The sequence below is a fragment of the Sphingobacterium sp. UBA7625 genome (assembly GCF_002484085.1).
Lineage (GTDB): Bacteria > Bacteroidota > Bacteroidia > Sphingobacteriales > Sphingobacteriaceae > Sphingobacterium > Sphingobacterium athyrii.
This window is the reverse complement of record NZ_DLJD01000051.1, coordinates 168,461-184,131: the sequence shown is the minus strand read 5'-3', so window position 1 is coordinate 184,131 and position 15,671 is coordinate 168,461. Positions and strand designations below refer to the sequence as shown.

General features: G+C 42.3%; 11 protein-coding genes. 4 read left to right on the top strand and 7 right to left on the bottom strand.

Features of this window, described 5'->3' with window-relative positions; genetic code table 11:
- The first annotated feature begins 31 nt into the window (after positions 1 to 31).
- Positions 32 to 1,579 carry a glycoside hydrolase family 10 protein gene (locus B4G94_RS20985; RefSeq protein WP_286861711.1) on the top strand — a complete coding sequence of 516 codons (1,548 nt, stop codon included), beginning with the start codon at positions 32 to 34 and terminating at the stop codon, positions 1,577 to 1,579.
- Positions 1,580 to 1,704: 125 nt separating this feature from the next.
- Here the strand turns inward: B4G94_RS20985 and B4G94_RS20980 are convergent, their stop codons facing one another.
- The gene (locus B4G94_RS20980; protein ID WP_286861709.1) at positions 1,705 to 3,411 is read right to left on the bottom strand and encodes a glycoside hydrolase family 3 protein; all 1,707 of its coding nucleotides are present in this window, start codon (positions 3,409 to 3,411) and stop codon (positions 1,705 to 1,707) included.
- 185 nt (positions 3,412 to 3,596) lie between these two features.
- Entirely contained in the window at positions 3,597 to 4,139 is a 543-nt protein-coding gene (locus B4G94_RS20975; protein WP_108634711.1) for a TetR/AcrR family transcriptional regulator, read from the bottom strand.
- A gap of 176 nt (positions 4,140 to 4,315) precedes the next feature.
- Between B4G94_RS20975 and B4G94_RS20970 the strand changes: the two genes are divergently transcribed.
- Positions 4,316 to 7,057 (top strand): TonB-dependent receptor, encoded by a 2,742-nt coding sequence (locus B4G94_RS20970; RefSeq protein ID WP_286861707.1) that lies wholly within the window; start codon positions 4,316 to 4,318, stop codon positions 7,055 to 7,057.
- Positions 7,058 to 7,081: 24 nt separating this feature from the next.
- Here the strand turns inward: B4G94_RS20970 and B4G94_RS20965 are convergent, their stop codons facing one another.
- Together B4G94_RS20965 and B4G94_RS20960 are read right to left on the bottom strand one after the other, a co-directional pair.
- Positions 7,082 to 7,756 (bottom strand): response regulator transcription factor, encoded by a 675-nt coding sequence (locus tag B4G94_RS20965; protein WP_165309325.1) that lies wholly within the window; start codon positions 7,754 to 7,756, stop codon positions 7,082 to 7,084.
- Positions 7,757 to 7,819: 63 nt separating this feature from the next.
- The gene (locus tag B4G94_RS20960; protein WP_286861705.1) at positions 7,820 to 9,253 is read right to left on the bottom strand and encodes a sensor histidine kinase; all 1,434 of its coding nucleotides are present in this window, start codon (positions 9,251 to 9,253) and stop codon (positions 7,820 to 7,822) included.
- A gap of 119 nt (positions 9,254 to 9,372) precedes the next feature.
- Here B4G94_RS20960 and B4G94_RS20955 point away from each other — a divergent pair, with 119 nt between their 5' ends.
- Positions 9,373 to 10,737: a DUF4270 family protein gene (locus B4G94_RS20955; RefSeq protein ID WP_286861703.1), complete on the top strand. Its 1,365-nt coding sequence runs from the start codon at positions 9,373 to 9,375 to the stop codon at positions 10,735 to 10,737.
- 6 nt (positions 10,738 to 10,743) lie between these two features.
- Positions 10,744 to 11,772 carry a Kelch repeat-containing protein gene (locus tag B4G94_RS20950; protein ID WP_108634706.1) on the top strand — a complete coding sequence of 343 codons (1,029 nt, stop codon included), beginning with the start codon at positions 10,744 to 10,746 and terminating at the stop codon, positions 11,770 to 11,772.
- 304 nt (positions 11,773 to 12,076) lie between these two features.
- Here B4G94_RS20950 and B4G94_RS20945 read toward each other — a convergent pair whose 3' ends face one another.
- From B4G94_RS20945 to dnaG, 3 genes are all read right to left on the bottom strand, one after another.
- Positions 12,077 to 13,105, bottom strand: coding sequence for a glutaminyl-peptide cyclotransferase (locus B4G94_RS20945; protein WP_108634704.1), 1,029 nt, complete (start codon positions 13,103 to 13,105; stop codon positions 12,077 to 12,079).
- Between the two features lie 184 nt (positions 13,106 to 13,289).
- Positions 13,290 to 13,646: a YraN family protein gene (locus B4G94_RS20940; RefSeq protein WP_165309329.1), complete on the bottom strand. Its 357-nt coding sequence runs from the start codon at positions 13,644 to 13,646 to the stop codon at positions 13,290 to 13,292.
- Positions 13,647 to 13,656: 10 nt separating this feature from the next.
- Complete coding sequence (gene dnaG, locus B4G94_RS20935) at positions 13,657 to 15,660, bottom strand: DNA primase (RefSeq protein WP_286861698.1); 2,004 nt, start codon at positions 15,658 to 15,660, stop codon at positions 13,657 to 13,659.
- Positions 15,661 to 15,671 lie beyond the last annotated feature (11 nt).

Here is a 15,671-nt window from a genome sequence, read left to right as displayed (position 1 = left end):
TTCCCTATCTTTGTTGGCTACAATTTATAGCATGACGGGAAAAACATATTTATATTCTTTTTTTGCCTTTTTTATCTGTTTATTTTCGATCAGAACATATTCCCAACAGCTACCTAAACGGGAGTTTCGCGGTGTATGGGTAGCTACCATCGGTAACATAGACTGGCCTTCTGTCAAAGCGAGTAACAATGTAGCATTGCAAAAGCAGGAATTTATCGACCTGCTGGACCAGCACCGAAGCGCTGGCTTAAATGCCATCATCCTCCAGGTACGGCCCGCGGCAGACGCCTTCTATGCAAAAAGCAGGGAGCCCTGGAGCCGATATTTAACCGGAAAACAAGGGCAGCCGCCCACCCCGTTCTATGACCCTTTACAATTTGCAATTGAGGAAGCACACAAAAGAGGAATGGAATTACATGCCTGGTTCAATCCTTACCGTGCTTCAACAACATTGAATCCTGCACATTTCGCTGATGACCATATTACCAAACGTCGTCCCGAATGGTTCTTTACATATGCCGGGAAAAAGCTTTTCAACCCGGGACTACCGGATGTCCGCAAATATATTATTGATGTCATCATGGACGTTGTTAAAAATTATGATGTTGACGGCATCCATTTTGACGACTATTTTTATCCTTATCCGGACAGTCGCAATACATCCGTACCGGATCAGCTGACCTTTGCCCAATACAATAATGGGATTAAAAATATTGAAGACTGGCGACGCAATAATGTGAACATGCTTGTGCGCGACCTTGGTATCGCGATCAAAAGAATAAAGCCTTATGTCAAATATGGCATCAGTCCATGTGGCGTATGGGACAATAAGGACAACAATAGCATGGGTTCGGAAACTCGCGGACTAAGTGCTTACCGGGAGCTGTATGCAGATGGAGTAAAATGGATGCAGGAAGGCTGGATCGACTACATCAATCCGCAGATCTACTTTCCTTTTAAAAATCGTGCCGCGGCTTATGAAATATTGGTATCCTGGTGGCAACGGCATACCTATGGGCGACATTTTTATGTCGGGCACGGTGCTTACAGGGTAACTGAAAATAAGATCGGGTGGACTGACAAAAGCCAGATTCCCCGACAGGTACGTCACCTGCGCGAAGAACATGATGTCGAGGGAAGTATATATTTCAGTTCCAAATCCCTCACCGACAATCTGGTCGGACTGCAAGACTCTATGCGTAATGACCTCTACCGTACACCTGCTCTTCCCCCAACAATGCCCTGGTTGGATAGCATTCCACCCAATGCTCCTTTCGGCTTACTGGTAAAACCATCCGGTAACGGGAAAATGAATACGCTTTTTTGGCAGAAACCGGATGCGGCAAGTGATGGTGAATCTGCCTATGGTTATGTTGTTTATCGCTTTGCGGTAGATGAACGCATCAATATCAAGGATCCCGGAAAAATCATTTTTATCACCTATGATGCCGATAAACTGCAGTACACAGATGACGACATCAAACAACATCAACAGTATAAGTATGTTGTCACAGCGATAGACCGGATGAAAAATGAAAGCCGTCCTTCGGATAGCAGGGAGGCAAACGAAGATACTTAGGGACAGGTAGAGTGATAGGTACTGAACAGAAGAGGAGTAAAAAGGAACCCTCCCGAATTGCGCAGCTGTTGTTGGCTCAGCGATTCAGGAGGGTTCTTTTATTTTAGTATGATTTTAAAGCAATGCTATTTGCCCTGTCCGTATTTGAATTTTTTGTTGATGGTAACGGGCAGCTTTCCTTTTGGGGTATTCTGTCCCAACAGTGTTTCGGCAGCAGCCTTCTGCATAAAAGCATCATTTTGGTAAGCCAATAAAATTGTCTTCGCTTTCTTCGATGCTTCGACACCATCCAAGGTATAAACGTTTGTAAATAGCGTCAAAATGGATTTTTTCGAAAACTTCTTCATCAGGTCCTGCACATTGTCATTCAGCTGCATGGTTGGGCGGGGACGTAGTCGCGTATCGTGTACTGCAATAATGAATTGTTTGTTTTTCTTGATCTCTTTTATAAGACGTTTCTTGTCATCTTTACTCAAGCTGTCCGGCACAAAATATTGCGTTTCGTTGGTCAGCGCAGCTGCAAGTTGATCTTGGAAGGTTTGATTGGTAGAAATACCGATATTGATAATTGCTGTAGGTAGTTCTTTTTTAAAGGATTTCAATTTCTCTGTCGAGTTGAGCGCCGTAATGGCAGCCCTGGACAGTTCGTCGATCAACTGTACTGCAGATGCGCGGTGTAAATCGGCATACAGATTCTGCTGCGGGGTAGCCTGATATTTGTCCAATCCCAACCATAGTTTGGCTGCCAACACCCTTTTCACGCGTGCATCAATATCCGCCTGCGAGATACGGCCTTCTTCGATCGCCTTAAGAATAAGATCAATGGCCCGTTTACTATTTTCGGAAACCTCAAGAAGGTCATGTCCGGCAATGATGGCCTGTACATCAGCCTCACCGTTCGGAAAGAACTTTTTGACACCTTTCATATCCATGGCATCAGTGACGGTCAAGCCTTTAAAGCCTAGTTCGTTCCGCAATAGGTCGGTGACGACTTTTTTAGAGATGGAAGATGGCATATTTGGTGTATCATCCAGGATCGGGATATTCATATGCGCAACCATAACGGCCGGAGCACCTGCTTTAATAAGCTCTTTGAAGGGATACATTTCAAGTGTATCCAGTCTCTTTTTATCAAAAGGGAGCTGAGGGAGGTCGTAGTGTGAATCTACATCGGTATCACCATGTCCCGGGAAGTGTTTGATGGAGGCCAATATACCACCATCCACCATACCGTCCATATACGCTTTTGCTTTTTGGGTGACATTATATTTATTATCGCCGAAAGAGCGAATCCCGATGACCGGATTTTTAGGGTTGTTATTGATGTCCACATCCGGAGCAAAATTAAAATGCATACCGATGCGATGAAAGTCCTGTGCAACCTCACGCCCCATGCGGTAGATCAATTGATTGTCCTGCACGGCACCAAGCGTCATCTGGTAAGGGAAAGATAAGGTAGAATCCGGCATCCGCATACCCAGCCCCCATTCGCCATCAAATGTGACCAACAAGGGCACTTTAGAAAGGGATTGGTAACGATTGAACATGTCCACGTGGCGCACGGGACCGCCCTGAAAAACAACAAGCCCCCCCAGTTGCTCATCCTGAACAACCTGTGCCACGGAATCAATATATTTCTGACCAAGATTGGTATGTGCCCGCACGAGGAACAACTGCGCTACTTTCTCCTTTGGCGTCAGTGTATTAAATACGGCATCCACCCAATCGTGCTGGGAATTGATGTATTTTACAAAATCTTTCTTGTCCTGTGCTTTCGCAATGGAGAGCGCACCGGCCAATGCCAATAGGCCCAGACTGAATTTTTTGAACATAAATTAGTTTGTATAATGTCTTAAATAGATCACTAATAACGCTATTATTTTGGATAATATGAAATTGTTTTTGCAACAATTATATATAAAAACGCATAAAGACGCATTTTACAGGCAACAATGGAATAATAATGTGCTAACCAAGTGAGATGTGATGCTGGGTTTCAATTACTCAATACTGGATACTAAATCAAATTATACTTTTTCTCCAGAAAAAGCGTCAGTTCCATCACATTTTCCAATTCACCGATTGCTTCCTTTTTCCACAGCTTGTCGATAATCAACAATAGAAATTGAGTTTCAAGGTCTGGATTTTCATAGTTCAGATCTTGAAATGCACGATGAATAATAGGTTGCACGGGTTTCATGAACTGTTCGTGCTGCTGTTTGGAAAAGGGATGGTGCGACAGGCGCTCCTGTAACTTCCAGAACAGGGGTTCGGCGGTAACCAATTTGTTGGGTAGATTGATCATCGTCCGAAGAAACTCTTTTGGTTCACGGTAAGTCATCATCCCACGGTGATGCGTGAGGACTTTACGGTAACCTGATTTAATCAAATAAACCAACAGCGCGTCTTTATTACCAAAATGTTTGAATATCAAAGCCTCAGAAACCCCAGCGTTCTGCGCTATTATTTTGGTAGAGGTATTGGTATAGCCTTGTTCTGAAAAAAGCAACAACGCTTCTTTCATAATACGCTCTTTTCTACTCAAAACACTCTCTTTCATATCCTATGTCGTTCAGTTGATTTTTAATTCTACTGCAAATATATCTAATCTTTCCGTTCAGTTCGGATTATTGTAACTAAAATGATAGTAATTCGTATCAAATAGTCGCATAAATTTGACAAATAAAAATTTACGACCAATAACAGCGCATTAAAAGACGCAGACATCCTCAACCAATGAAAATCAAGACCTGGACCATTGTTATCCTTTCGCTTAGCTTACTGCTATTAAAGACGAATGTGCTTGCCCAGCAGTATATATCCGGTAAACTCACGGACAACAACAATTCCAAACCTATTTCAGGTGCCAGCGTTACCATCATCGCACTAAAGGATTCCAGCAAACTACAGACACCTACCGATATTTTGGGCAAGTTTATCAGCACGGCTCTTCCCGATGGGGATTATCTTGTGTCGGTACAGCCAATGGGCTATACGGCAGACATCCGAAAAATTAAATTAACGGGCAAAACCGTGGACATTAAATTTAAGCTCAATGGTTCGGAAATTGTACTGGACGAAATCAGCATCTCGCCGACGAGCATACAGGTGCGGGGCGATACCCTGGAGTTTGATGCCAAAAAATATGTTACTCCTGATTTTGCGGATGCCGACGAGCTGGTAAAACAGATACCGGGTGTAGAAATTGATGAAGACGGTAATGTCAAGGCGCAGGGAGAAGCCGTAAGTAAGATTATTATTGATGGCCGTGAATTCTTCAGCACTGATCCAAAAGTTGCGCTAAAAAACTTACCGGCCGACGTCATTGCCAAAGTTCAGCTCATTGATGACAAGACCGAGCAGGCGAAATTCAGCGGATTTGACGACGGCAAACGGATGAAAGTGATCAATATTGTGACCAAGCCGGACAAAAGGAAATCCTACTTTGGCAAGATCAGCGGCGGAGCCGGTCCGGACAACAAATACGCGGTGAATACCCAAGTGACCAAAATGAATCCAAAGCGTCAATACTCCATAGACATCAACACCAACAACGTCAACCAACCCAATGGTTTTGCGCCCCGTGGCAATACGCGCGGCCGTACCGGGCAGGGAGTTACAACACGGTTCAATGCCGGATTTAATTATCTCGACCGCTTTTTGGATGACCGGATGGATTTCAATGCCAATTACACCTACAACTATACGGACAATAATACGGTCAGCCAAAGCAAAACAGAATATACCGCAGGCAACAGGGCCAATCAAATTAACAATCAGCAGCAGTTCGGCAGTACCTACACAAACAATCATGCCCTTTCCCTGCGCGCAAACTGGAAAATAGATTCTATCCAAAAGTTGGATATACAGCCTAATTTCTCCTACCAGAGCAACGATAGGCTTGGTGGTTCCATCGGCAATACACTGTTAAATTTGCTGGACACGCTCAATAGATCAAATCGCAACAATAAAAGCTTCGGTGAGAACTTTAACTGGGGCGGTGACCTGACTTATATGCGTAGGCTGAACAAACCCGGCCGAACAGTCAGCGTCAATTTCAATGGATCTTTCAGCACAAACAAAAGCCATGCGGCCAATTATGCCCTCAACTCTTATTATCGGGATGGCCTGCCTCAACGTATTGATACCGTAGACAACCGAAATTATTCAAATGGTGACAACAACGGCTTTCGCACAAAAATTGCCTATACCGAAATGTTAAGCAAATACGCCCGTGTGCAGGGAAACTATACTTTCCGTAATACAGCACGGTATTCTGACCGAAAAACCTACGAATTCCTTGCGGAAACCGAACAGTTAGGGGAATTAAAAAATCGCCTGTCAAATGAATTCCGTAATGACTTTGTATACCACAGCGCCGGGCTTTCTTATTTATTCAATAAAAAAGATAGCATACGTTTTCAAATTGGGCTGGACTATCAGACAGCAAATCAAGTAAACGACAAACTATTTCCGAACATATTGAAAACAAAGAGCCATTTTAACAGCCTGTTGCCCAACTTAAATTTCCAGTATAATTTCAACAAAGAAACCCGTATAGAGGTACGCTATAATGCCAAAACCAATACACCGGCTATTGAACAGCTGCAAGATTTTATTGATAACCAAAATCCATTGCGTATCAGTTCGGGCAACCCTAACCTGAAGCAGGAATATGACCATAACCTGGTCATGCAGTTTAGGTCTGTCAACAAAGCTTCGGGTAGAAGCTTTACATCAGATTTTACGGCAGATTTTATTCAGAATAAGATTTCAACGACCATCTTTACGACAGATTCCGCATTTGCCATCGCTGAGGATGTCATACTCGGACCGGGAGGCCAGTATATCAGACCTGAAAACTTTGACGGGGTATACAACCTGAGGTGGCATAATAGTTTCGGCTATCGTATTGAACCATTAAAACTGAATATCAACCTCAATAACAATGTATATTTCAATCAGAATTATACATTGTTAAATCTGCAGAAGGTAAATGCAAAAACATACGGTATAAATCAACGTGTCGGGGTGAATACGGCTTTCAGCAAAGATGTCGTCATTGGACTGGATTACAACGGAAATTTATCCTATTCAAAAAACTCTGCAACGGAAAAATCCAACTATTCCGTTTATAAACACACCGTCGGCAATTCCATTGCATTGACATTGTTGGAAAGCTGGACCTTAAATTCGACTTTCAATTACCTATACAACGGCAGCATCCTCAACGCACCGAGCACGACAAGTTTGCTGTGGAATGTTTCTGTTGGCAAGAAATTATTCAAAAGGAGAAATGCCGAGATCAATCTGACTGTTTTCGATATTTTCAACGATAATAAAAACATCAATCAACAGGTCAATGACCTTTGGGTACGCGTATCAGAGTCCAATGCCATTACCCGTTATGCAATCTTAAGCTTTACGTATCATATAAGGGGTATGGGCGGAAAGGCAAACCGGCAGCGAAAGGATTAAAAATCTCCACGTGGAACACTATTTTTAATCTACTGTCAGCATATATCCGACACCACGGACATTGGTAATTTTGATTCTTGGATCCTGGCTTAAATATTTTCGGATACGGCTAATAAACACGTCCAGGCTACGCCCCGTGAAGTACTTATCATGGCTCCAATAAGCCCGCATAATCTCTTCTCTGGGAATCACCTTATCTTTTTGTTCGTACAGTTTACGGAGGAGTTCACTTTCACGAAAAGATAGTTTTAGCGCTTCTCCCTGATAGATCAGCTGGTGCTTCAGGCTGTCCAGCGTATAATCCCCGATCATTAGTTTTTGTCCAAACAGCATCTTCGGACTATTCTTTAACAACGATTCTATTCGGACGATCAACTCCTCAATTTTAAAAGGTTTTTTGACATAGTCATCGCCCCCGAGACGAAATCCCCGTACCACATCTTCGGTCTGTACCTTGGCTGTCAAGAAGATAATGGGAAGCAAAGTGTCCATCTCCCGGATTCTTGTGGCCAAGGTAAAGCCATCCATGACAGGCATCATTACATCGACCACCATAATATCTGGTCTAGCATTATTAAAAGAAGCTAAAGCCTCATCGCCGTTACTACAATGTACGACACGGAAACCATTCGCTTCCAAACTGTCCGCCACAATCATGGCCAGGCTCGGCTCATCTTCTACGTATAAAATATCAATCATAATGCTATCGTTCAATAATTTTTTTGCTACGCTATCGTCCTATCGAAGATAGCATAGTTTACGCTAATATGGTAATCGGATCGTAAAAGTGCTTCCCTTACCCAATTCACTTTCAACACTGATCTTACCTTCGTGACGCTTCACAACCTGTTTGACGTAAGCAAGTCCCAAACCAAAGCCTTTCACGTCATGTAAATTACCTGCAGGCACCCTGAAAAACATATCGAAAATCTGCTGATGGTATTCGGGCGCTATGCCCTTACCATTATCCGTAATACGGAGCTGTACATGTTCCTTAGTACCTTTGATGTCCACCTTGACTTTTACCTGTTGTCCGGCATATTTAATGGCATTTTCCAATAAATTATTGATGACATTTTTCAGATGAGACTCATCCCCCCGGATCACGATTGACTTCGGATCGGTAAACAGTTCTACTTCGACCGCTTTGGTTTTATTAAGCTGTGCCACTTCAATAACACTTTCTACCATCGCGACAAGATCAAACTCAGACCGTTGCAAGACAATCCCTCTTGATGCATCGATGTCCATCTGCAGTACTTTTTCAATCATACCGGAAAGATGCTCAAGTTCCCTTTTTGAAATATCTAGGTAGCGGTCCATCTTCTCCTTATCCTCACGCACACCATATAGCTGTATCGCTTCAACTGCTGCCATCACCGTCGATACCGGGGTTTTCAGTTCATGAGTCATATTGTCCACAAAGTTTTTTCGCAGCTCGGCCATTTTATTCTGGTTAAGGATGGTTTTCATCAGGTAAAAAAAGGTACCCAACAAAAGCCCGATCAGCAGCAAAGAAATCAACAGTTGCCAGCTTAGGCTATAGAGCAGGTATTTCCAATCTTCCTGAAATTTGATCACGAGGAATTCACTCTTTAGGGGATTGACCATCATCGGTCTCGTCCAGGCCAAGTTTTTTTCCCGGTATTCACGACGTACATCCTTTACTTGTTCGCGCGGGATAGTGACGATGCTCAATTCGTAGGGTACTGAAATGCCCTTATTGCTTAGCGATTCCCTGAATTTGTTGTCTATCAGGTCCAGATTGGATTTGTTCATCTCAAAATCACGGAACAAAAAGGGGGGAATAATAGCATTCTGGTTATCCCGATCTTTGGCATACATCTTTACCTTCCGATCCGGATCATTACGAAAAGTATGTTCTTTTCTTGGCTGACGGCTGCGTATTTTTTGTAGCGCCTGATCAAGTTGTGCTTCGGATATGAAGGGTAGCAATTCACTTTTCACATCGTTGAGCAGGCGATTTCGTTCGTTGTCAGGGCCGTCAAGCCGCTGATTTCCATTTTCCGCCTGATACACTTCCTGTACAGCGTTGAAGAGTGAACGTTCGGCAGTGGACAGAAAAAGATCACGGCGGTTAGTATAACTTCCATAAAGCCAGATCCCCAGTACAATGGTAATACCCGTACCTATTAAAACGATCAAGCTGATCAGTAATTTAAATCTACTACCCATAATGAAAACAAATTTAAATTACTAGATTTGCAATCGCTGTGGTAATTAACCATATTTAACAAAATATAACACTGATTAACAGTAAGCATTGATTACTTTTGCACTATTCAAAAATTAATATGATCAAAAACTTTAAGAGACGTAGTATACAATTTTTACTTCCACTTTTTGCGCTGGCAGTTGCTGTCGGTTGTAATAAAGACATTTCACTTTCTTTGGATAATTCGAGAGATGAAACGATTGGCGTAGTACCGATTGATACGGTTTCAGCCAAAGTTTCTACCTATCAATTGGATAATATTCCGACATCTGCAACAGGAACGATGCTGGTAGGGAAAAATAGCAACGCGATCTCTGGAAGTGTAAAGTCAACATCTTATCTACGTCTGGGGATTGGCACCGTGAACAGTGCAAGTATACCTGATGACGCAGTGTTGGATTCGGTAAGCTTAGTTGTTCCTCTAAACAAATACTATTACGGTGATACGACCCAAATTCAAAAAATTTCGGTCCATCGCGTGACTGAAGACATTACTCAAACACAGATAGACCTGACAAAACCTGCTGACGAACGTCCTGTATTTGTCACTTCAGCAGCGATATTTAGTAAACAAAAATTTGCTTTTGACAACGCTGCTTTGGCGGAACTTTCATTCAAACCCCGTGTTAAATCTATTGACTCTTTACATTTTAGATTTAACAATACGATCGGCAATGAACTGTTTACAATGATCAAAAACAACGACAACAGAATTCAGAATAACACAAGCTTTCAAGAATATTTCAAAGGTTTGGCACTTGTGCCTGATAATAACAATAGCACACTTATTGGCTTTAAAGACACGGTCTATTTACAAGTCCACTATTCTTTTTTAAACAATGAAGGGACAAAGTCCAGTGGGAAACAGTACTTTTCAATTGACAATAAAGCCTTCCAATATAATCAGATTGAGACAGACCGTTCACAGACCAAATTTGCGCCGTTGACACTGGCAAATCCACAACTTTCAAGTCAGCAGACGGATGGCTATACATTTTTAGAGGGATCTACGGGTGTTGTAGCAAAGTTGGAATTTCCTACGTTATTAGAACTAGTAAATAATCCTTCGGTGTCAATAAATAAGGCTGAACTGGTCATCGAAGTGGAAAATGCTGCAGCGACAAATTTCGCACAGCCTAGTAGCCTCATCTTAATGGTGGCCAGTAATAATGGGAATCCCATCAATCTGGTAACCACACCCTATGGGACTGAAACTCAACAAGCACCTTTACAACGAGGTGATGATTTCGGTTCGAATGGGAAATATACCTTCAATTTAATTGAATATTTGACAAAAATTAAAACTACAGCATATAAAAACACTTCATTATATCTATCTTTACCGACATCGGGGTTGTTTTCTACAGGAAACAGATTAATTTTGGCAAGAGATAATGAGAATGATCCAAAAATTAAATTAAACATCCTTTATACTAAATTTTAATAATTTATGAACAAGAAAAATTGGCTACTCGTTTTATTAGCTTTTGTATTTACAGTTACAACTTTCTCTTCTTGTAAAAAAAGTGACGACGATAACGATTCTGATAAATCAGACGAATGGTTTGAAAAAGCTGCATTTAAAGGGCCACAAACTTCATCTGCTGCAAGCTTTTTGATAAACAATATAGCATATGTTTCAACAGGTTTGGCAAGTAATGCTGGAGGTAAACCTTTCCGTGTTCAAGATACTTATGCATACGATGCTGCATCCAACACGTGGGCAGAGAAAGCTCCTTTTACTGGTGTAGCGAGAAACGGTGCTATTGGTTTTTCAATCGGTAATATCGGTTATATTGGTGGTGGAAATGACGGGACCAACAACTTAAAAGATTTCTACAAATTTGACCCTACGGCTGATAATGGAAAAGGTGCATGGTCTCCTATTGCTCCCCTACCGATCCCTTTATCCAATGCTGTTGCTTTTACATTGAACGGAGCAGCTTATGTGGGCACAGGTGAAACTGTCGTGAACGGTGGAACAACCAACACAAATGAATTCTATAAATACGACCCTACAGCAAACACATGGCAAGCGATCAATGATGCACCTTTTTCTGCAAAAAGAAAATCTGCTTTCTCTTTTGTTGTAAGTAATGTAGCTTATGTTGGTGGTGGTATTTCAAATGGTTCTTATCCAAAAGATTTCTACAAATTTGATGGCAGCAAATGGACTAAATTGAATGACTTAAACAGAGCTGACGACACATACACTTATGATTTAACGCGTTCTAGCGCTGCAGCATTTGCCATCAATGGCACTCCATTTGTTGTAGGTGGATACAAAAACGCAGTGATCAACAGTGTATGGAAATACAATGTCGGCGGCGATTATTGGACAAATGACAATGGAAACTTTGCAGGTTCTGCACGTCAGGATGCTATTGGTTTCGCAGTAGGTGGCAACGGCTATGTAACTACTGGTCTGAACGGGTCAACTCGTTTTGACGACACTTGGGTGTTTACTCCGATTTATTAATCATAAAATCTAAGAAAAAGGGATGAAACTTAAGAGTTTCATCCCTTTTTTTATGCTGTATTTCGAAGGCTCAAACTGATATCAGAATCAATTTCACTTCTAGTCACGTACGTTAGGAATCCAATAGAAATCTTCATGACTACCGCAAGGTTACCTTCAGTCGAATGCGCTGCGCAGCGGATCATCGCTGCAGCTTCAAATAAAGCTCCTTCGACAACGTCGGGTATCATAGGGGGGTAGCGGCAAAATAAAAAGCCACATCCGGGGACATGGCTTTTATTTACATATATTATGCCCTGATAGGCTATTTTTCAATGGCTTTAATTTCGTATAAGGTATTCCACAGCTTACCTGTTACAAACAAGCGTTTATTGGCATGGTCATAAGCTATGCCGTTGAGCTCATTATCATAGGCCGCAGTATGCTCATAGATACCGACGAGGTTAATACGCTCCTCTACTGCACCTGTCTCCGGATTGATGATTACAATAACATCTTTCTGGTATACGTTTGCATAAACTTTTCCGTCAATATATTCCAACTCATTCAGTTCATCCACCGGTCCATTCTCGTCATAAACACCAATAGCATTCAATTCTTTACCCGTAACTGCGTCTAAAAAGAATAATTTGTTTGATCCGTCCGATTTGATCAGGTGTTTTCCATCATAAGTAATTCCCCAACCTTCTTTACTATTTTCGTATTTGAACGAGCTTTCTTTTGTAAATGAGTTTTTATCAAACACGTATCCTTCTCCCTGCTGCCAGGTCAACATAAACAACTTATTACCCACCAATGTCATTCCCTCAGCAAAGGTTTTTTCATCGAATTTGATTTCCTTCAGTACTTTTCCTGTTGTCAGATCTACCTTTCTAAGGTTTGACTCCCCATACCGTCCATTTGATTCATATAATACCCCATCGGCAAATTGAAGCCCTTGGGTAAATGCCGTGGTATCATGCGGATATTTGTTGACAACCTGGAATCCGTAGTTCTTAGCATTCGCCGGAACCACGTAGAAGGTACTCGAAACGGAATCGGACTTGCCACCACTGTAGACTGTTGCGGAAATATTCCGCGTGCCGTAGGCCATGTCTTTGGTCTCAACGGTAATGGCTACCGTATCAGTTGAAGATCCCACATGTTTGTCGTCTACAAAATAAGCGACAGAGTCCATGGAAATAGCATCAAATTTCAATTTTAATTGCACTTGACTACCCTTCAATACCGCTTGGTTCGCACCCGGAGATGCAAATTCCAACGCAGCTTTTTTCGACTTACAGGAAGCAAAAGCAACTACTGCAATCGCAATAAAATACGTGATTTTTTTCATCTATATAATTTATTTTTTAGCACCGATGAAAAGATCATATCTTCATAAAACAATATGTTTAAAAAAAATCATGATCGTCTCATCTTTATGATTTAAAAAGTCCGATTCGAAACCAAAAACGCGGTAAATCGAGAGCTTATGAGGCGAGGGTCTCTTGCATTGATCCAATACCTAAATACTATGATCAACTATCCCAAAAAGCATCTTTTATATAAGTAAGCTCCGAATGCGTACCATTTGTCAAAGCCACAACATCAAACCTCACTTCACCTACATACGCATATTTCAAGATATAGGCCTGAGCAGCACGAATCAGTCGCCGTTGTTTACGGGTATCCACAAATTCATAAGGTTCACCAAAATCTGTCCCAGACCTTGTTTTCACCTCCACGAATACCAGTGTATCCCCATCCATGACGATCAAATCTACCTCTAAATTCTTAAATCGCCAATTTCTTAACACTATTTTATAGCCCATCTTGATCAGATATTCCATGGCCAATTGTTCGCCCTTTATTCCTATCTCATGATGTTTTGCCATATCATCGGGGTTACTTTACGATGGTGTTGCCCAAAAATCCGCCCAAAAGGCGCTCCGCTTCTTTGAGCTTTTGGTACTTAAAGATAAGTACTTCCAAATTAGCGATATCCTGTTCTTGCTTCATTTCTTCGCGAATATGGTGCATTTGGGCTCCGATTTTTTGCTTTTTTATCCTGTAGATGGCTTCAACAACCAATTTTTTAAGATGTTCATACTCCTGGCTTACATAGATTTTACGTTTATCGTCATTCCAGTTTTCGCTGAGCGAATATTTTGTTGCGACGCAATTGATTGCCAGTTCGGAAACAGCGGCATCAGGATTGGAATAAAATAATTTTGCATCTGGGATTTCATAGTTTTCAGCCGCATCCCGATAAGCTTTTAGAATAAATGCAGCGGCCTTATCTTTAAATTCGATGTCGGCTATGTTCCCTAATAAGACGCCTGCAACCGGAATGTCGCCATCCCCTTCCCAGGTCGCCAGATAGTCACCGTAGTTGATCAGGATGCGGACGATTTCACGTTCCTGCAGGATCTCAGCTGTTAGCTGCGTAGGCTCCGCCATGGCCTCCATGGCCGGCACTCCCCCACGTTCATCGTCCGTCATAAAGAAATCAGGAGGCGGCCCCTCCATTCCGAAGGGGGGCATTCCTGTACTTGCCGGGCTACTCTGTGCTTTACGGTTGGCATCTTTGTCAGCCTTCTTTGCCTTATTTAGCCTTATTTTATTCAGCTCAGCGAGCAAAATACGTTCCTCAATATCCAACAAACTGCTACATTCCCGAATAAAAACCGAGACTTTAATCTCATCCGGAATCAAAGCAATGCTCTCCACCACATCACGTATAACTTCGGCCCTCTTTATCGGATCGTTATTGGCGTCACGAAGCAAAATACTTGTCTTATAGAAGATAAAATCCTGCTGGTGGGATTTCACATAGTCTTTAAAGGCTGTAGCTCCAAACTTTTGCACATAGGAATCTGGGTCATTTCCGTCCGGGAAGAGTAACACCTTCACATTCAGGCCTTCTTCCAATAACATATCGGTACCACGCAGGGAGGCCTTTATACCGGCTTCGTCGCCATCATAAAGTATGGTCACATTTTTCGTAAACCTGGAGATCAATTTGATCTGTCCCGTCGTCAGGGAAGTTCCCGAAGAAGAAACCACATTTTCCACACCTGCCTGATGTACAGACAGGACATCCGCATAACCTTCCACAAGGTAGCAGTTGTCCTCCTCCATGATTGCCTTTTTGGCAAAATTCAAGCCATAGAGCACATCTGATTTATGATAGATCTCACTTTCGGGAGAGTTCACATATTTGGCGACCTTTTTATCGGTCTTTAGCGTACGCCCACCAAACCCGATAATACGTCCGGTCAAGTTATGAATAGGGAACATGACACGCCCCCTAAAGCGATCGTAGAGTGATTTATCATCACGCTCAATGGCAAGTCCACTCGCTGCGAGATAATCCGGATGGAACCCTGCTTCCTGTGCTTTATCAACCAGTGCGGTCCATTCTTCCGGCGAATAGCCGAGTTCGAATTTCTTGATGATATCCTCTCGGTACCCCCGTTCTTTGAAATAGTTGAGTCCGATGACCTGCCCCATTTCACTTTTCCAGAGCTGTTCTACAAAAAATTTACCTGCCCAGGCGCTTAAGACATAGAGACTTTCGCGCTTATCCTGTGCTGCTAACTGTGCGGGAGAACGCTCAACTTCTTCGATCTCAATGGAATATTTATCCGCCAGATACCGGATCGCCTCGGGATAGGAAAACTTCTCCAGTTCCATGACAAACTTGAGTGAATCGCCCCCGACACCGCAACCGAAACATTTGTAAATACCTTTTGAGACAGAAACGTGAAACGAAGGTGTCTTTTCGTGGTGAAATGGACAGTTTCCGATCAAGGAAGTCCCACGTTTCTTTAAATCAACGAAGTCACCCACCACTTCCTCTATCCGTGCCGTTTCCAGTACTTTATCAATAACCTCTTGCTTTATCAAAACCCTGCTCC